At 48.7% G+C, this 19,258-nt stretch carries 15 protein-coding genes; 4 read left to right on the top strand and 11 right to left on the bottom strand.

Going from position 1 to position 19,258, the window contains the following annotated elements:
- Positions 1-27 precede the first annotated feature (27 nt).
- The 3 genes from hxlB to tal all read right to left on the bottom strand — a co-directional run bounded on the left by hxlB (position 28) and on the right by tal (position 2,432).
- A complete protein-coding gene (gene hxlB, locus ACFQ2T_RS01625; protein WP_019882223.1) occupies positions 28-564 on the bottom strand; it encodes a 6-phospho-3-hexuloisomerase in 537 nt (178 codons plus the stop codon).
- A gap of 101 nt (positions 565-665) precedes the next feature.
- Positions 666-1,298 carry a 3-hexulose-6-phosphate synthase gene (gene hxlA / locus ACFQ2T_RS01620; protein WP_379029588.1) on the bottom strand — a complete coding sequence of 211 codons (633 nt, stop codon included), beginning with the start codon at positions 1,296-1,298 and terminating at the stop codon, positions 666-668.
- Between the two features lie 180 nt (positions 1,299-1,478).
- On the bottom strand, positions 1,479-2,432 hold the full coding sequence (gene tal, locus ACFQ2T_RS01615) for a transaldolase (protein ID WP_379029585.1): 954 nt from the start codon (positions 2,430-2,432) through the stop codon (positions 1,479-1,481).
- Between the two features lie 261 nt (positions 2,433-2,693).
- Between tal and ACFQ2T_RS01610 the strand changes: the two genes are divergently transcribed.
- Both ACFQ2T_RS01610 and ACFQ2T_RS01605 read left to right on the top strand, forming a co-directional pair.
- Complete coding sequence (locus ACFQ2T_RS01610) at positions 2,694-3,845, top strand: aromatic ring-hydroxylating oxygenase subunit alpha (RefSeq protein ID WP_379029582.1); 1,152 nt, start codon at positions 2,694-2,696, stop codon at positions 3,843-3,845.
- A 19-nt stretch (positions 3,846-3,864) separates the two neighbouring features.
- Positions 3,865-4,791: a DMT family transporter gene (locus ACFQ2T_RS01605; protein ID WP_379029579.1), complete on the top strand. Its 927-nt coding sequence runs from the start codon at positions 3,865-3,867 to the stop codon at positions 4,789-4,791.
- On the opposite strand, the gene ACFQ2T_RS01600 is transcribed toward ACFQ2T_RS01605, so the two are convergent.
- From ACFQ2T_RS01600 to typA, 4 genes are all read right to left on the bottom strand, one after another.
- On the bottom strand, positions 4,788-5,429 hold the full coding sequence (locus tag ACFQ2T_RS01600) for a response regulator (protein ID WP_379029576.1): 642 nt from the start codon (positions 5,427-5,429) through the stop codon (positions 4,788-4,790). The two genes, ACFQ2T_RS01605 and ACFQ2T_RS01600, sit on opposite strands and share 4 nt — an antisense overlap.
- A 24-nt stretch (positions 5,430-5,453) precedes the next feature.
- Positions 5,454-6,755: a HAMP domain-containing sensor histidine kinase gene (locus ACFQ2T_RS01595; protein ID WP_379033865.1), complete on the bottom strand. Its 1,302-nt coding sequence runs from the start codon at positions 6,753-6,755 to the stop codon at positions 5,454-5,456.
- 139 nt (positions 6,756-6,894) lie between these two features.
- Positions 6,895-7,713: a polyphosphate kinase 2 family protein gene (locus ACFQ2T_RS01590; RefSeq protein ID WP_379029573.1), complete on the bottom strand. Its 819-nt coding sequence runs from the start codon at positions 7,711-7,713 to the stop codon at positions 6,895-6,897.
- A gap of 184 nt (positions 7,714-7,897) precedes the next feature.
- Positions 7,898-9,703 carry a translational GTPase TypA gene (gene typA / locus ACFQ2T_RS01585; protein WP_379029570.1) on the bottom strand — a complete coding sequence of 602 codons (1,806 nt, stop codon included), beginning with the start codon at positions 9,701-9,703 and terminating at the stop codon, positions 7,898-7,900.
- Positions 9,704-10,107: 404 nt separating this feature from the next.
- Here typA and ACFQ2T_RS01580 point away from each other — a divergent pair, with 404 nt between their 5' ends.
- Positions 10,108-11,769, top strand: coding sequence for a DEAD/DEAH box helicase (locus tag ACFQ2T_RS01580; RefSeq protein ID WP_379029568.1), 1,662 nt, complete (start codon positions 10,108-10,110; stop codon positions 11,767-11,769).
- 9 nt (positions 11,770-11,778) lie between these two features.
- On the top strand, positions 11,779-13,272 hold the full coding sequence (locus ACFQ2T_RS01575) for a DEAD/DEAH box helicase (protein ID WP_379029565.1): 1,494 nt from the start codon (positions 11,779-11,781) through the stop codon (positions 13,270-13,272).
- Between the two features lie 82 nt (positions 13,273-13,354).
- On the opposite strand, the gene ACFQ2T_RS01570 is transcribed toward ACFQ2T_RS01575, so the two are convergent.
- The 4 genes from ACFQ2T_RS01570 to ACFQ2T_RS01555 form a co-directional block, all read right to left on the bottom strand.
- Entirely contained in the window at positions 13,355-13,783 is a 429-nt protein-coding gene (locus ACFQ2T_RS01570; RefSeq protein ID WP_379029562.1) for a group II truncated hemoglobin, read from the bottom strand.
- Positions 13,784-13,790: 7 nt separating this feature from the next.
- Complete coding sequence (gene purT, locus ACFQ2T_RS01565) at positions 13,791-14,987, bottom strand: formate-dependent phosphoribosylglycinamide formyltransferase (protein WP_379029560.1); 1,197 nt, start codon at positions 14,985-14,987, stop codon at positions 13,791-13,793.
- 213 nt (positions 14,988-15,200) lie between these two features.
- Positions 15,201-16,619 carry a sigma-54-dependent transcriptional regulator gene (locus tag ACFQ2T_RS01560; RefSeq protein WP_379029557.1) on the bottom strand — a complete coding sequence of 473 codons (1,419 nt, stop codon included), beginning with the start codon at positions 16,617-16,619 and terminating at the stop codon, positions 15,201-15,203.
- Positions 16,620-16,641: 22 nt separating this feature from the next.
- On the bottom strand, positions 16,642-19,107 hold the full coding sequence (locus ACFQ2T_RS01555) for a TonB-dependent receptor (protein WP_379029555.1): 2,466 nt from the start codon (positions 19,105-19,107) through the stop codon (positions 16,642-16,644).
- Positions 19,108-19,258 lie beyond the last annotated feature (151 nt).

The raw sequence follows: 19,258 nt of genomic DNA, 5'->3' as shown, positions 1-19,258 counted from the left end.
CGGTTTTTTTTATTGCAGGAATAAAGTTTATTCCAGGTTTGCGTGCAATGCGCGCATGCCTTCTTCAGTCAGGCCTTTAGCGTGGATCAGCTCGGAAATAGCGCCTTCCAGGAATACCAGGGTAGACAACTCGAATTGACCGCCCATAGGCATGCCTTTTACCAATGGGAAGCTGTCGTCCTGACCTACTTGAACTACCAGATCAGCTACATCTGCCATGGCAGAAGTTTTCTTCATGGAAATGACCACTAATTTAGCGCCCACTTCTTTCGCTTTCTTCACAAATGGCAACAGCGTTGCTGTACCGCCGGAGCCTGAAACCAGGATCAGCAAGTCACCTTTTTTGATGGCTGGAGTCACTACTTCGCCAATCATGTAAACACTGTAGCCGGAATGCACCAAACGCATGGCAAAGAAACGTGAGACCAACAGTGAACGACCTGCGCCACCAATAAATGTTGAGCCTGCTTCTTCAACCAATTTCAGTAATTCAGCCGCTTTTGACTTGTCAGTCACGTCCAAAATACGTTTTAAATTGTCCAAAATAAACTGTTGATGATCCATGTTTTTGTCCTGTGTATTCAAAATATCAAATAAAAAACCCGACACATTACTGAGTCGGGTTTTATTATCGCTGATCAATAATTACTTATTGATAGTTAAAATTAACCGTGAGCGATAGCAGTGATTTCAGCAGCAGAAGCAGCTGGATCAGCAGCGCCGTAGATAGCAGCACCAGCAACGATGATAGTCGCGCCAGCGTCACGTACTTGAGCAGCTGTAGCAGCTTTTACGCCACCAGCAACAGAGATGTCAACACCCAGGTTCAAAGCAGCGATAGCAGCCAAGTCAGCGAAAGGAGTGTGACCAGCAGCTTGTTGGTCCAAACCAGTGTGGATACCGATGATGTGAGCACCAGCAGCAACAACTTCTTTAGTTTTAGCAACTTTGTCTTCAACGCTGATCAGGTCAACTTGTGCTTTTTTGCCGTATTTGTTTGCAGCTTTGATTACGCCTTTGATTGTACCGATGTCAGATACGCCCAAAACAACAGCGATGTCAGCACCAGCTTTGTAGAATGGCTCAGACTCGTACTCACCAGCATCCATAGTTTTCAAGTCAACCAGGATTTTGTTGTTTGGGAATTTAGCGCGCAGAGTTTCCAGCAATTTGATACCGTTGTGCTTGATGCATGGTGTACCGATTTCCAGGATGTCTACGTGCGGAGCAACTTTTTCTGCCAAAGCGATAGTTGCGTCAAAATCCAATGAGTCTAATGCCATTTGAGTTAATGCCATGTTTTTCTCCAAATATTAATAAGTTTCTAAATGCTATTTCTAGCGTACTACCAATTCAAGCTGGTCGCTAATAGTAAGCTGGCAGCCAAAATAAGTCAATGTAACAGGCCAAATTATGCCTGAGTGTAAAATCAAAAAACGGGCAGGTCCTGCCCGTTCTCTTATGATGTCACAAAGATATTACAGTTTTGCGGCTAATGCTGTTTCCAGTTTGTTCTGGTCAGCAACGAAACCACGGATACCTTCAGCCAGCTTCTCAGTCGCCATTGGATCCTGGTTCAGTTCAAAGCGGAACTGCTCTTCTGTCAGTTTTGCAGGAGCTTCTTTGGTTTTGCCGCCATCTTTCAGTACTTGTACCAAAGTACCTTCAGTGGCTGCCAGATCTTGCAACAGATTAGGGGAAACAGTCAGGCGGTCACAACCAGCCAGGGCGATCAGCTCGCCAGTGTTACGGAAAGAAGCACCCATCACAACAGTTTTGTAACCGTGTTCTTTGTAGTACTGGTAGATAGCACGTACTGAAACCACACCTGGGTCAGTTTCCTGTGTGTACTCTGTTGTTGGATTTTTAGCTTTGTACCAGTCAAGAATACGGCCTACGAATGGGGAGATCAGGAATACGCCTGCTTCAGCACAAGCACGTGCCTGGCCAAAACCGAACAGCAATGTCAGGTTACACTGGATGCCTTCTTTTTCCAGTTGCTCACCGGCTTTGATGCCTTCCCAGGTAGACGCCAGTTTGATCAGAACGCGCTCTTTGGAAATGCCTGAGTCCTCGTACAATTTGATCAGTTTGCGGCCTTTGGCAATCATCGCATCGATGTTGAAAGACAGACGTGCATCCACTTCTGTAGAAATACGGCCTGGAACCACTTTAGTGATTTCAGCACCAATCAACACAGCCAGTTTGTCAGCTGCATTTTCAATTTGCTGGTCTTTTGAACCGCCCTGTGCTTTTGCATAGGCAATTGCTGTCTCGATCAGAGGTGCGTACTCAGGAATCTGACTCGCTTTTAATACCAGGGATGGGTTGGTAGTTGCGTCTACCGGTTTAACGCTTTTAATCGCTTCAACATCACCTGTGTCAGCCACAATAGTGGTGATTGCTTTCAACTGATCTAATAAATTTGCCATTCGCTTGCTCCTAAAATGCAATTATCGTTACGTATAGTTATACATAGAAACCTCTAATATTATAACTGAATTTAATTGAGTTAGTTAAGGGCTGTTTCAATAAGCGACTGAATGTGTAACGCTCAAACAAAGCCTATTTCTTTGATTCAGGTCATGAAACGCCAGCTGTAACCTACTGGCGTGATTACCATTTCGGCTTTTCATAGAGGCTGTTTTCGGGCACAATTATTCTTTTACGCAAGTGTTCAATCAGTTTGGAATATGGGTTCTGTCACCTCTTTAAATAAAGAACAAAACAAGACTCGCTTCGCACAATTACCTGTTGACTGGTACCTCAATCCGGAAATTTATGCATTAGAGCAAGCACACTTGTTCTCGCTACATCCTCAATACGTTGGTCATGCCTGCATGACACCAAAAGCTGGTGACTACCGCACGCTAGACTGGATGCATCACGCGATAGCACTGGTGAACAACCAGGGCGAGCAGCAATTAGTAAGCAATATCTGCCGTCATCGCCAGGCAGTTATGCTTTCTGGCCAAGGCAACACGCAGCATATCGTATGCCCGCTTCATCGCTGGACCTATGACTTGAATGGCCAGTTATTGGGCGCACCCCACTTTGAGAAAAATCCTTGCCTGCACTTGGATAACCAGCCTCTGAGCGACTGGCAGGGTTTGTTATTTAAAGGCTCTCAACCTTACTCCAAAAACCAACCATTGCAGATTGGCGACACGCTTAAACAATTAGGATGCAAGCAGGACTTTGATTTTTCCGGTTACTATTTTGACCAGGCGATTATTGATCACTACGACTTCAACTGGAAAACGTTTATTGAAGTCTATCTTGAAGACTACCACGTCGGCCCGTTCCACCCCGGTTTGAATCAGTTTGTCGATTGTGGCGAGCTGAACTGGGAATTTGGCGAACACTACAGCGTACAAACCGTTGGCTACAAACCACTGCCTGAGTACAGTTTGTCACCAACATACAAAGCCTGGCAACAAGCCGTCACTGATTACCAGGACGGCAAAGAGCCAAAAAATGGCGCAATCTGGTTTGTGCTTTACCCTTTCCTGATGATCGAGTGGTACCCCAACGTGTTAGTCGTCTCGCATATCATCCCTACCGGGGTTGAATCCTGCAAAAATGTAGTGGAATTTTACTACCCGGAAGATATCGCCCTGTTTGAGCGCGAATATATCAAAGCGCAACAGGCTGCCTATTTTGAGACAGCACTTGAGGACAACGAAATCTGCCAGCGTATGCAAAAAGGCCGTAAAGCACTTTACCTGACCGGCAAAGATGAACGTGGCCCTTATCAGCACCCGATGGAAACCGGCCTGGAGCACTTCCATCGCTGGTATCGCTCACAAATTGAACCCCACATTCCAGCGCATTCAGTGCGCTAGCGCCGACTGACACTCGATTTTGTTTAGCTTCATTCACCCAAAGCGCTGGTCTCACCCCAGACACTGGCAACTAGGCAGCCTGTGGATGCTGGTCGCCGGACTGGGGTTTGCAGTGATGGGCGCCTTTGTAAAAACAGGTGCCGAACGTTTTAGCAGCACAGAACTGGTGTTTTACCGCTCTATATTCGGTTTTATCACCATTGCCGCCATGGTCTACTGGCAGGGTAAACCTCTGAAAAGCCCCATGCTGGGCAAACAAATGGGCCGTGCATTTACCGGCTTTATCGCCCTGCTGCTGTTCTTTTATGCCATTGCACACCTGCCATTGGCAACCGCGATCACGCTTAACTACACCTCACCCATGTTTCTTGCTTTACTGTCACCCTGGCTACTCACAGCTGAAAAACCTTTATCGCGCTGGCAACAAAGCACCTTGAATAAATGCGTGATTGCTGGATTTATTGGCGTGACTTTATTACTGCAACCAAGATGGGAGCCAGACTTGTGGATCACTGCGGGTGTAGGCTTGCTTTCAGGACTGGGTGCCGCGCTGGCATATGTGCATGTAAAACAGCTAGGTGTTAGTGGCGAGCCGGACTGGCGCACTGTCTTTTATTTCACCTTGGTATGTAGTGTCGCCAGCGGCGGCCTGATGCTGAACACCGACATTACGCTATTGCGCTGGCAGGATCTACCGTTTTTGCTGGGACTGGGCATCTCTGCCACCATCAGCCAGCTTGCCATGACACGTGCTTACCGCACCGGCCGCACATTGACCGTGGCCAGCCTGGCTTACAGCACCGTGGTGTTTGCTACCTTGATTGGGGTGTTCTGGTGGGGAGAACACCTCTCATGGATGGAGTACTCAGGCATGCTATTGATCATGCTGAGCGGGATTGTCAGTTCCCGCGCCAGCAGCCCTCGCACTGCCAATCCAGGCAATTAAGGTTCGAGCAGGCCACAGCGCATGGCGATCAGTGCAATTTCTGCCGAGTTTTGCGCGTTGAGTTTCTGCTTGATATTGTATAAATGGGTACCGACTGTGCGAGGGCTTAAAAACAGGGTCTCGGCGATTTCATTAGTTGATTTGCCGCGAGCCAGTGACATAAACACCTCAAACTCGCGCTCACTCAAGACATCAACCGGATTCTGCTCACCCGACAATTGCTGGATGGCCATTTGCTGCGCTACGCTGGCTTCTATATATTTTTTGCCATTTGCCACACTGCGGATTGCCTTGATCAGCTCTTCTGCCGCACTGCGCTTGGTGACATAGCCCATTGCGCCTGCGTTAAGCACGCGTTTGGGGTGTACTGAATCCTCGTGCGCTGACAGTACCAGGATACGCGCGTGATTGTCTTTGGCGAGGATACGTTCTATGGCTTCCATCCCGCCTATACCAGGCATGGTGATATCCATCACCACCACTTGCGGATGATGCTCAACATAAGCACGAATGGCCGCTTCCCCACTTTCAGCTTCCGCAATGACCTTGATATCCTGATCGGACTCAAGCAGCATTTTAAACCCCATTCTGACGACGGCATGGTCATCTACCAGCATCACGCTAATCATACTTTTCATTCCTTTTATTTTAGGCTACTTTGTTTAAGCCGCTTGTACAGGTAATCGAATGTCCAAAGTCGTTCCATGACCGGCTTTTGGCTCTGAAACGACTTTGAATTGACCATGCAAGGCTTGCACGCGTTCGCGCATGCCCAACAAACCAAAATGCCGGGTCTGGTCCACCGCCTCTACCTGCATACCAATCCCGTCATCACTTATAGTTAATTGCAAGCCATTATCTGCTGACACAATATGCACTTGGATAGATTGGGCATGTGCATGCTTGATGGCATTATTGATCGCCTCTTGTACTATACGGTACAAGTTGATATTCACGTTTTCACCCATAGGCTCAAAGTGGCCGGACACTTGTAGCTGGATATTTAAATCGGCATGCTGTGCCTGGTAACCTGCCACCATATCGCGCAAGGTTTCCACCAGGCCCATATTATCCATAGCGGCAGGCCGTAACTGACGGATGATATTATGCATGCCGTCATAGATATGGTTAGCTGCAGCCACAATGGTTTGTGCATTGGCTGCAATATCAGGTGTTTTCCCTTTGGTTTTATTGACGATGGCCACAGCAAACGTCTTAATCGCAGTGACATACTGGCCCAGCTCATCGTGTAACTCGCGTGCCAGGCTGCGACGCTCATCTTCAATGTGCTGCTGTATCAGCTGTGTCAGCTGCCGGTTTTGCTCCAGTTGCCGCTCAGCATCGAGAGAAAGTGCCATCTGGTTAAGGCTGGCGCCGATACGGTCAAATTCCGGCAACGGAAATTTCGGCAAGCGCGTGGTCAGGTCGCCCTGCTCAATCTTATTAATGGCGCGCAAAATATGATGCACCGGACGTAAAGCATGGCTTAAAATCCCATATACCAGCAAATTCAGTAACAGGAAAAAACCGGTTCCCATCACAATCAGTTGCAGGAAACCTGACCATGCCTCCCGCACAGAGCCTTCTGCACTTGAACTGATAATTAAAATGCCATAGCGCACGCGGCGCGTCACTGTTTCTTCTTTAGGGGAAACCAGTTTCACAAACCATTTCGGCGGCTCAATTTCTGATTTAAAAGTCGACTGGGGCGAAATATATAAAGGTGTATTTGAGTAATCGTAAAGCTCAATGCGGCTGCTACGCACATAGCCTAAAGATTTGAGGAAATCCTGCAATACATAGTGTGTTGGTCCTAAGCTGGGGTTCATGGCCGAGCTGACAATCACGGTATCCAGCAATTGCACCGTGACCCGCATGGCGGCCTCCACGCGTTCGCGTATGCTATCCCGCGTATCCCGCACCAGCACGATGCCTGCCGCCAGCAAAAAAGCCAGCGAAAGCATGGTCACCAGAAGGTTTAATCGAAAGCGTAAACTCATATTTTTAACGCAGCCACATTTTCCAACCCAAGCATAAGTGGCGCTATTTAACCGTGATCGCCTGTTTTTTGACAGCGTAAAATCATTAAATTAATTTTTAACATTAATCCTTGATGACCAGCTTGTTCCAGGCTTTCGGTTTCCCGGGGTATGTCAATGGCAAATCTTCCAGTGCCTGCAATAAAATGCGGGAAATCAGCAGGTTACGGTTGGTTTTTGAATCTGCGGGGATCACATACCAGGGTGCATAGTCGGTGGATGTTTCCTGAAAAGCACGCTCGTATGCCTGCATGTATTTGTCCCACAAAGCGCGTTCATCCAGATCCTTGGGGTTAAACTTCCAGTGCTTGGCAGGCTCATCCAGGCGTTCCTGCAAGCGCTCTTGCTGTTCCTCTTTGGAAATATGCAGGAAGCATTTGATGATGGTCGTTCCCGACTCACTCAGCATGCGCTCAAAATCGTTGATCTGCTGGTAACGGCGTTCGGCCTCGGCTTCGTCAATCCAGTCATGCACTTTGACGATCAGCACATCTTCGTAATGGCTGCGGTTGAAAATAACCAGCTCGCCTTTGCGAGGCACCTGCGCATGTACACGCCATAAGTAGTCATGTGCCAGCTCATCTTCACTCGGTGCCTTAAAGCTTGCCAGCCGGATACCTAAGGGATCGCAGGCACTAAACACCTGCTTGACGGTACCGTCCTTGCCGCTGGTATCCATGCCTTGCAGAATCAACAGCACTTTATGCTCAGCCTTTGCATGCAGGACGTCTTGCCGCTCATTGATGGCTTCAGTCAGTTGCGCCAGTATCGCCAAATCTTCCGTTTTATCGCCAGTCCTGGCTGACTTATCATCGGGTTTAATCTGCTTGAGGGAAAACTTCTTGGGGTTGACGCGATAACTGCTTAAACTGAACTTATCCATGCAATACACCAACCTCATTATCAGAAAATATAAATCAGTGTATATCAGTTTATTGAGCCAGGCACTACCCTTTCAGTAAAAGGATATCTTCCCAAATAGAAAGGTAGCCTAAGCACCCAGGGCTCACAGCTAAAAATGACAGATATAAAAAAAACCCTCAATTTATGAGGGCTTCATTTTAGAATTACTTGGAAGACCGTTTACGCTCGTGCTCTAACAAGAAGCGCTTGCGCAGACGGATTGTTTTTGGCGTGATCTCTACCAGCTCGTCGTCATCAATAAACTCTACAGCGCTTTCCAGGCTGATAGAGATTGGTGGCACCAAGCGAACAGCTTCGTCAGTACCGGAAGCGCGTACGTTTGTGAGTTGCTTGCCCTTAATCGGGTTCACTACCAGATCATTTTCACGGCTATGGATACCGATAATCATACCTTCGTACAAACGGTCACCCGGGCTTGAGAACATTTTGCCGCGATCTTGCAGCTTCCATAAGGCATAAGCAACCGCTTCGCCTTGTTCGGCTGAAATCAGCACACCATTACGGCGGCCTGGCATATCTGCTTTCACAGGTGCGTAGTCATCAAAAATATGTGCCATCAAACCAGTACCACGGGTCAATGTTAAAAATTCACCCTGGAAGCCGATCAGGCCACGGGCTGGAATGCGATACTCCAGGCGGGTACGGCCATTGCCGTCAGATTCCATATTTGACATTTCACCACGGCGGCGACCCAACTCTTCCATGACTGCGCCCTGGTTTTCGTCCTCCAGATCCACGGTCAGGATTTCGTATGGCTCACATTTTTCACCATCGATTTCTTTGTAAACCACGCGTGGTTTACCCACTGCGATTTCAAAGCCTTCACGGCGCATGTTTTCCAGCAAAATGGTCAGGTGCAATTCACCACGGCCAGACACGCGGAACACATCGGTATCTTCAGTATCTTCTACACGCAAAGCCACGTTGACCAGCAACTCTTTAGTCAAACGGTCACGGATCTGGCGTGAGGTAATGAATTTACCTTCGGTACCCGCTAATGGTGAGGTATTCACCATAAAGTCCATGGTCAATGTCGGTTCATCCACACCCAGGTGCGGCAAACCAACTGGCTTCTCACGGTCACAGATGGTAAAGCCAATACCGATTTCGTCAATACCTGAAATAATGACAATGTCACCCGCTTCAGCTTCTTCAACCGGCACGCGCTCAAGGCCTTTAAAGCCGAGCACCTGATTGATACGGCCTTGTGCCACTTGTTCGTCTTCGCGCATGACGGCGACTACTTGACCCGGTTTAATGCGGCCATTGGTAACACGGCCTACGCCTAAACGACCAGTATAAGTAGAGTAATCTAACGCTGAAACTTGTAATTGCAATGGCGCGTTGCTGTCGCCTTTTGGCGGCTCAACATGACTTAAAATGGTATCAAACAACGCTTTCATGTTGTCTGAAGGTGCATTCATGTCTAACGTTGCAAAGCCATTTAATGCAGACGCGTATACCACCGGGAAATCCAATTGCTCATCAGTCGCTCCCAGGTTGGCAAATAAATCAAAGGTATGGTTAATCACCCAGTCAGGACGCGCACTCGGACGGTCAACCTTGTTAATGACTACAATTGGTTTCAAGCCAAGCGCCAGGGCTTTCTTGGTCACAAAGCGTGTTTGCGGCATAGGGCCGTCTACGGCATCTACCAGCAACAATACGCCATCCACCATACCTAATACACGCTCGACCTCACCGCCAAAGTCAGCGTGGCCCGGTGTATCGACGATGTTAATGTGTGTGCCTTCATAAGTTAAGGCCGTATTTTTGGCCAGAATGGTAATGCCACGCTCTTTTTCAATATCATTACTATCCATCACACGCTCAGTGACCGCCTGGTGGGTGGCGAAAGTACCTGATTGTTGAAGTAACTTATCAACCATGGTGGTTTTACCGTGGTCAACGTGGGCGATAATTGCGATATTTCTGAGGTTGCGTGCCATGTGAACTGCCATCTGTTTGGAAAGGGCGCGATTTTAGCATAAATCACGTTAAATATTTGACTTTTAAAATAAAATGGCTATACTGCGCTCAACTTAAAACGCACTGGGTTGAAATTAATGCCCGACTGTTTTAAATTCATCGCCCTGACCCATCGATAACTCGTGAACTTTTGAGGCTATCATCTTTAGAAGTTGTTTTTATGACAACCTCTTCTTTTATCGGTTAGTGGCTATGCCTAGCGCCGGTAAAAGCGATTCATCTCCATATTTGCTTTGGCTTACTTTAATGAGTTAGCACACTTATACATTATTCTGTGTGTTGTCATTGGTTAGCCTTGCTTCTTTGCTTTGCTTTAATTTGCTTTACTTGCGCCCTTTTTAATTGTTATACGAAAGGGACATCCTTGTCTTTTGCAGATTTAAATCTAGACCCATCCATTTTGCGTGCATTAACCGATGCAGGCTATGAGAACCCTACCCCTATCCAGGCTCAATCTATTCCTGAAGCCTTGCAAGGCCGTGACATCATGGCCTCAGCCCAAACCGGCACCGGTAAAACAGCAGCTTTTACATTACCAGCATTAAACTTGCTGGCAACACAACATCCGGTACGTAGCCGTGGCCCACGTATCCTGGTATTGACCCCTACACGCGAACTGGCAGCCCAGGTGAACGAAGCTGCCCGTAAATACGGCAAATTCCTGCGCGCACGTTGTGTGAGCATTGTTGGTGGTATGCCTTACCCATTGCAAAACAAACTGTTGTCACAGCCACTGGATATCCTGGTTGCGACGCCTGGCCGTTTCATTGATCACCTTGAGCGTGGTCGTATTGATTTGAGCCGTTTGCAAATGCTGGTACTGGACGAAGCCGACCGCATGCTGGACATGGGCTTTATGCCTGATGTTGAGAAAATTTGTGCCGCACTGCCTGCCGAGCGTCAAACTTTACTGTTCTCTGCGACCTTAGATGGTATCAAGGATATCGGCAAACGCTTCCTGAACAACCCACTGACGATCCAAGTGGCTGGTCAAAAAGAACAACATGCCAATATCGAACAGCGTCTGCATTTTGTCGACGACATGAATCACAAAAACAAACTGCTGGAGCATCTGCTGATTGCACCGGACGTGAACCAGGCCATTATTTTCACCAGCACCAAACGTCACGCCGATTTACTGGCTGAAGACTTGTATGCAGCTGGTCACAGCACTGCTGCCCTGCACGGTGACATGACACAAGGCGCACGTAACCGCACACTGACTAAACTGCGTCATGGCGATGTCAAGGTACTGGTTGCGACCGACGTGGCAGCACGTGGTATTGATGTGCATGGCATTACGCATGTAATCAACTATGACCTGCCAAAATTCGCTGAAGATTATGTACACCGTATTGGTCGTACCGGCCGTGCCAATAACTCAGGCATCGCGATTTCTTTTGCCTCTAACACTGATCGTCACCTGTTGCGCAAAATCGAGCAATACACCGGCCATAAATTCCAGCCAGCAGTGATTGCCGGTTTTGAACCAAAACGCGCCATCCGCATGGATGATGGCGGTGGTGACAAACGCGGCAATGGCGGTAAACGTCCTGGCAGCAGCAATGGCCGTCCACAAAACAAAGGTGGCTTCCGTGGTAACAGTCGCGATGGTCGCAGCGATAACCAGGGTGGTCGTGAGAACCGCGAGTTCCGCGGCAACCGTGAAAACAGTTCTTTTGGTGACCGCGTGATGCGTGATGGCCAGCCGAACAAACCACGTGAGCCACGCGCAGCTACCGGCGTTAGCGAACCACGCAATGCTGAACAAAGAACAGACCGCGAAGTCAACGGCAATAGCAAAAGCTACACCAAAGATACTGACTTCCAGTTTGCACGCGCATTGACGGAAGAGTTTGGTCAACGCCGCCCGCGTTCAACCACCGGCAATCCATCAGCAAAACCGCAGGAGCGCTTCGGTAATCCTAATGGCGGCAATGGCAACCGTGGCGCGAACAAACCGCGCACTGGTGGCAAGTCATTCGGCGAGACCGGTGGTATCAAACGCCCTCGTTCATTTGCATAAGCCAACACTATGTCAGAGCAAATTACTGTAGATTTTCGTTCGCTGGGCCTGGCCGAGCCGTTGTTGAAAGCCATTGAAGAATCCGGCTATACAACGCCAACGCCCATCCAGGCCAAAGCCATCCCGCTAGCGCTGGAGCGCAAAGACTTGATGGCAGGCGCACAAACTGGCACAGGAAAAACGGCAGCATTTTCGCTACCGATTCTGCATACCCTGCTCCCGCACGCAAGTACCAGTACCTCTCCGGCAAAACACCCGATCCGGGCGCTGGTACTGGCACCTACGCGCGAGCTGGCAATACAGGTGTATGACAACATTAAAACTTACGCCAAACACACCTCCTTGCGTAGCCTGGTGGTGTACGGCGGCGTAGATATCAAAACGCAGACGCCGATACTGAAAACCGGTGTCGAAATTCTGGTTGCCACGCCTGGTCGCCTGCTGGACCATGTCGAGCAAAAAACACTGTCTTTGAGTCAAGTGCAATTCCTGGTACTGGATGAGGCCGACCGTATGCTGGATATGGGTTTTATGCCTGATCTCAAGCGTATACTGGCTTTGTTACCCAAGCAGCGCCAGAACCTGATGTTCTCAGCCACGTTTTCGGATGAGATTAAAAAACTGGCCGATGCCTTTTTGAACCAGCCAACATTGATAGAAGTGGCGCGTAGCAATGCCACCAATGACAATGTGGAACAAAAAGCCTACTTGGTGAACACGGATAAAAAAGAACGATTCCTGGTGCAGCTACTGAAACAATATGCCAGCCAGCAAGTGATCATTTTTACCAAAACCAAATTGTCTGCCAGCAAACTGGCACGTGCACTGGAGCGCGCTGAAGTCCCGTGTAGCGCGATTCATGGTGATAAATCACAGAAAGAGCGTATCGAAGCGCTGGATGCCTTCAAAGCCGGTAGCATCCATGCCCTGGTAGCCACCGATGTGGCTGCTCGTGGCCTGGATATCAGCGACTTGCCTTTGGTCATCAATTACGAGATCTCTACAGCGCCTGAAGATTATGTGCACCGGATTGGCCGTACTGGCCGCGCTGGTGCCAAAGGCATTGCGATTTCATTGATTGATGAAGAAGAAACCAAGTATTTTGATGAAATCGAAAAGCTGATCAAAAAACAGATTCCTAAAGAGAAAGCGGCAACTACAAGCGCGCCAAGCCAGCATTCAGATAGCCAACATACCGCTAGCAAGCGCACGCCTGGTCATCGTTCATCCAGATCGAAAAGTTCAGATGATGCCTGGTTCTATCAGCCTTACCAGTCGACCGGTTTCGTTGAACCAGCTCAGTCTGTAGTAGCACCTGTCAGCAAACCATCCGCAGCCAAACGTAAAGTCGTGGCTGCCTTGCTTGGAGGCTTTGGCTTCAAGGCAACGACCAAAGCCAAAGGGCGTCCTGCCGAGAGTAAACGGCAGAATGCAGGCAAAACCCGTCAGAAAGAGGGTTTAGAGCAGCCAGCAGAAACAGAAGTCGAAAGCTCGCAGTCATAAAAAAGCCCCGTGAAAACGGGGCTTTTTATTACCTGTTGCAAACTTTAACGGTTAAAAATAGATCTTTTAAAAATATAAGTTCCTAACCTTCACGGTTTCGCATAAAGTCAGCCACACCATACAATTGATTCGCCATATGCCGTATCAGGCTTTCCTCAAACTGGCACTGGTGCATAGCCTTGATCATGCAGTACATCCATTGGTCGCGCTCTGATTCACCGATCTTGAACGGCATATGACGTGCACGCAAGCGTGGATGACCATAGCGCTCAATATACAGCTGCGGCCCACCTGTCCAGCCCATAAAAAACATAAACAGCTTTTCGCGTGTTTCGGTTAAATCCGGCTGATGTATGGCACGCAATCCTGCCGCTTTCGGGTCGCTATCCATAATGTCATAAAAGGTCTCCACCAGCAGGCGGATATTTTCAGTGCCCTTCTCCGCGCCGCCCAGCCATTCAAACAATGATTGTTTAGGCGAATTCGGCTCTTGGATTTCAGTCAATCCCATGATTCACTCAGCCTGCAATTTTTGGCGTCACCAGCGATGCTGCCTGCTTGGCACGATCACGTGCCAGCTCAGTGTTTTTGGCAGTAGCCAGCGCTACCCCCATACGACGGCGGATGAAAGATTCCGGTTTTCCAAATAGCCTGATTTCACTTTCAGTCACTGACATGGCCGCTTCCAGTCCGTGGTATTCCAGCCCGGTCGCATCGGCACCTCCATAAATCACGGCACTCGCCCCGGCTTCACGTTGCGTAACATCTACCGGCAAGCCAAGAATAGCGCGTGCGTGCAGCTCAAACTCATTCAGCCGCTGGGTACACATGGTCACCATGCCGGTATCATGCGGACGCGGGCTGACTTCAGAGAACCACACGTGCTCGCCCTTTACAAACAATTCAACACCAAACAAACCAAGGCCACCCAAGGCATCTGTCACTTTTCCGGCAACTTCCTGCGCGTTTTCAAGCGCTTTGGGATGCATGGCTTGTGGCTGCCAGCTTTCTACATAATCGCCCTGCTTTTGCACATGCCCGATAGGTGCACAGAAGTAGGTTTCTACCTGCCCGTTTGCATTTTTTGCACGCACGGTCAGCAAAGTAATTTCATAATCGAAATCAATCTGGCCTTCAACAATTACAACGCCCTGATTCACACGTCCGCCAGTGGCGGCATAGTCCCAGGCAGCTTTTACTTCTGACGCTTGTGTGATGCGTGATTGACCTTTACCGGAAGATGACATGGTAGGCTTGATAAAACAGGGATAGCCAATGCCGGCATCAATTGCGGCCTGCAATTCGGCTTCGGAACGCGCGAATGCATAGGGAGATGTCGGCAAACCCAACTCTTCAGCGGCCAGGCGGCGTATGCCTTCGCGGTTCATGGTGAGTTGCACTGCACGCACCGTGGGTACCACGGTCACGCCAGAGGCTTCAATTTCAGCCAGTGCCTCGGTATTTAGTGCTTCGATCTCGGGCACGATAAAATGCGGTTTGACTTGGTTGACCAATGCTTTCAGGGCACTCGCATCCGTCATATCGATCACATGCGCATGATGTGCCACCTGATGGCCTGGCGCGTTTTCATAGCGGTCAACCGCAATCACTTCAACCCCTAAACGCTGCAAGGCAATGATCACCTCTTTACCGAGCTCACCGCTGCCTAACAGCATGACTTTGGTCGCGTTTGCGCTTAATGGGGTCCCTATCATTGCTGCACTCCGATGTAAAAGTGCAATTCTACCATGTGGCATTTATATGACGGTTGGTCGAAATTGATTTAAATCATTCGCAAGGGAATTGATAAGCGTTGGCTCTTGAGGAACAAAAAAACCTCGCAGGTGCGAGGTTTCTTATATCTTTTTTAATCAACTTTTTTAGTTAAGTAAATAAAACGTCTAACTTTAATTGTTGAGATGACTCCATCAAACAGCAATGCCGTGTTTATCCATCCTGTAACGCATGGTCATACGGGTAATGCCCAGAATACGCGCTGCTTTGGACACATTATTACGAGCCTGTTCCAGCGCGCTCAGTAACATGGCCTTTTCAGCTCCGTCCAGTGTCAACTGGGCTTCACTCGTGGCTGAGACTGGGCTGGCGGGTAAATGGCCAACCTGGGGTAAGCCAAGGTCATGCTCTGAAATCACCGGCTGCGTACACATGAGAACCGCACGGCTGATTTGATGACGCATTTCACGAACATTTCCCGGCCAGCGGTATTGCTGTATGGCAATCAGCGCGGTGGGACTGAACTCATGGTGGGGTAAGGCATAGCGTTTTTCAGTCATTTGCCGGAAATAGTTGGCCAGCAACATCACATCCTGGCCACGGTCACGCAGCGGCGGCATCTGCATGGTGATGACATTCAGGCGATAGTACAGATCTGAACGAAAACGGCCTTCGTTGGACATCTGGTATAAATCACGGTTGGTGGCAGCAATAATGCGTGCATGTACCGGCCTTTCCTTGGTAGAGCCGAGGCGGCGAACCATGCGTCTTTCAAGCACATTCAGCAGCTTGGCTTGCAGGCCCAATGGCAACTCGCCAATCTCATCCAGAAACAGCGTGCCATCTTCGGCAGATTCGATCAGGCCCGGACGCGAAGTCACGGCATTGGTGAAGGCGCCCTTTTCATTACCGAACAGCTCGCTTTCTATCAGTTCTGCAGGGAATGAAGCGCAATCTACATGAACAAAAGGTTTATCGTGATTCACACAACTGGCGTGCAAATAACGTGCAACCACATCTTTACCGGTTCCTGTTTCGCCTGTAATCAATACGGTGGGTTGTACCGCATCGCTGAGTGCGCTCAGTTGCGCAATACGTGTGATCTGCTGGCGCACGCTTTGCATGGCCGCACTTTCACCGATCAGCTGTACCGACTCATTCGCCAGCGTATCCCGCTGCCTTGAGTAGTCCAGGCTGGTCTGCAAATCAGTGGTCTTCTCATTCTTCTGAATGATCAACAACAGCTCTTCCAGATCAATCGGCTTTTTCAGGTAGTCGATGGCGCCTAGCTTGATGGCATTCACAGCATCAGTCACGTCGCCGTAAGCAGTCATCACAATAGTATTGATATTTTTGGTGACAAATTCAGGCAATAAATCTATGCCGTTGCCATCTGGCAAACGCATATCGAGCAAGACGATATCCGGCTCAAACTGCTTGACCAGTGATCTGGCATCATGCAGGGATTCTGCGTGCTCACACTCAAAACCGGCTTTTTGCAAGCGCTTGACTACCGCCCTGGCAAAAAGCACCTCATCCTCCACTAGCAAAATCTTCTTTTTGAAGGGGATCAAGATCGATTTATCCGTAGATGTTGAAATGTGTGAAAGCACGCATCCTCCTTATAGTTATAGTTTAGTCTTTGTCGTAGCTAGCTAAAGATTGTTTAGGTTTGAACTCATAGCGCAAGCCAATCCAGCCGGCACGTGGCGCGCCTGGTAACAGGCTCAGCACTTTGCTTTCTTCGCCAAAATTACCACTGGCGTCAAACAAACTTTCAGCTAAACGACCAGCGATGTTATATTCTTTATCAAAAATATTATTCGCTTTTGCAAATAGCTTCCAGCCGTTGCCGAAGTTGTATTGGCTATCCAAGTTGACGATAAAATAACCACCGATTTTGCCGCGTCCGGTTGCGCAATCGTCGCCCCCGTTACAGTCGGCAGCATTGGTCTGGTGGCTGTTATTCTCGTTACCCAGCACATATTGGTTAGAGTAACCAATAATGTTGGTACCGATATTCCAGCTTGGCGTTACAGCATATTGACCGCGCAGTTTCAACTGATGCTGCGGAATCGCAGGGATCCTGTCGCCGGAACGTGCAGTGTAAACGCCATCAGTAGTCACACCGGTAGAATTGGAACCGTTCACGAATTCAACATCGGTATCATAAGTAGCATCCACGAAGCTGTATGAAGCGCTCCATTTAAACTTTTCGATAAAACCATTCACACCCAGATCAACACCCTGGCGCTTGGTTCTGCCTACGTTCTTGAAATAGCCAGCACCAGTTTGCGTGTTAGCTGCCGTGAACTGAATGTCATCATGATTGATGGCATGATAGACACCGGCATTCCAGAACACGTTATCAGTCAATTGACCGCGGCCACCGAATTCATACGTCTTGGCTACCACCTGGTTCAATGGTGGGTCATCTGCCAGTGCGGCTGGCAGCAAGCAAGGAGAAGCCGGGTTTGAACAACCCACTTCAATCGCAGTCGGTGCACGGCTGGATTCACTATAAGAGGTATAAACCGTCAGTGCCTTGGTTGGTGTATAGGTCAGGCCTACGGTTGGATTCAGGCGTGTATAACTGTCTTTCGCTGTCAGGCTGTTGAAGTTATTAGCGGCTGATGCCGGACCACGCAAAGTATCGGTATTGTCGATACGCGTGAAGTTCCAGCTGGCACCGGCATTCAAATGCCAGAATTCATTTAAAGACAAAGTATCCGTTGCAAACAGGCGTGCGGTGTATTGCTTGCCGGTCAAACCTACAGTTTGACGCTGACCCAAAGCACCAGCACCGTCTAATATCGGCGCTCTTGTCGGATCGAAAACGTCACTGCTGCCTGGCGTTCCTGTTATATCCCCATTTACAATCGATTCACTATCATCAGAAACATTGATTTGTTCAGACTGCCTGAAGCGGATCAGGCTGTAATCATAGCCAGCACCTACAACAAACTGGTTTTCCTTGCCCATGAAATCTTGGTTGAATGTTGCCTGCCCTGTTGCGCCATAGGTATTCTGGCTTGTGTGTGTGTTGTTCAACACAGAGCCTATCAACTCACACTCAGCGCCAGGTGCAGCATTACAAGTGATGCCTGGATAACCTTCAAGTGTATCGCCACCTTCAATTTCACCCTCGTAACCATCGCCATTCTTTGTCCTGCGGTTAGATTTCTTGTAATAGACGTTCCCTGACAGCAGGGTGTCATTACTCAGCCAATGGCTGGCATTCAAAGCCAGGAAGTGTGAGTAATTATTGGTCGCATCCGGACGTGTATGAATCTGGTCGCGGTCACCGCTCAACAGGTACTCGGGTGTCAAACCATTACCAATCAGTTTGTTATCCGCGCCAATGTAGGTCAAGTCCAACTTGGTCGTTTCACTTTGCCAGCCTGTTTTGGCGAATAACTGGTTTACATGTGACGGAGAGTATTTTCTCCAGCCATCTTCAGTCGTATGCTGGAAGCCGATCATGTAATCAACTGAACCATCCTGGGAAACACCGCCGTATTCAGCCAGTGCACGTTGACGACCCCATGAGCCTGCTTCATATTCAAGAGCAGCCCCCTGGTTATTGCGTCCGCTCTTGGTCTGGATGGCAATCGCGCCCCCTAAAGTATTCAAACCATATAAAGGGTTAGAGCCTGGAATCAGCTGCATATCACCAATGGCAAAGCTGGGAATCTTGTCCCAGGAAGTCACATCTCCAAACGGCTCGTTGATGCGTACACCATCAATGTAAGTTGAAAGTCCTTGTGGATTTCCCAATAACGAAGAAGCAGAATAACCCCGGAAATTGATTTCCGGTTGCCAGGGGTTACCACCTAGCTCCGTCACAGTCACGCCTTGCATATTATTATTCATATAATCAGCAATCGAGACACCAGTCTGGTTGTTGATAGCAGCAGGATTCGCCATCTGGATATTGGCTGGCACTTTGTGCAAAGGCAAACCAATGCCTTTCAGCGGTGTTGTACTGAACACTTCAACTTTTTGAAGATTCAATGATTCATCCGCTTTCACGATGGCGGTTTGTGCTGCATAAGCAGACACTATGGCAAGCAATAGCGGCTTGACAGTTGTTTTATTCATAAATGTATCCTTTTCCCGAGAATATTGATTTTTAACTTTTTATAAAAGCATATTCATGCAATGCAATTTTTGTTCCGCAATTGCAGCCAAGAAAAAGGTATTTAAAATCAAAGCAGTGAAAATTTAATGGTGTATAACAGCCAAATTATTG

The sequence above is a fragment of the Methylophilus flavus genome, from assembly GCF_042678905.1.
Taxonomy (GTDB): domain Bacteria; phylum Pseudomonadota; class Gammaproteobacteria; order Burkholderiales; family Methylophilaceae; genus Methylophilus; species Methylophilus flavus.
Note: the sequence above shows the minus strand (reverse complement) of the source record. Positions and strands in the feature narration are given on the sequence as shown.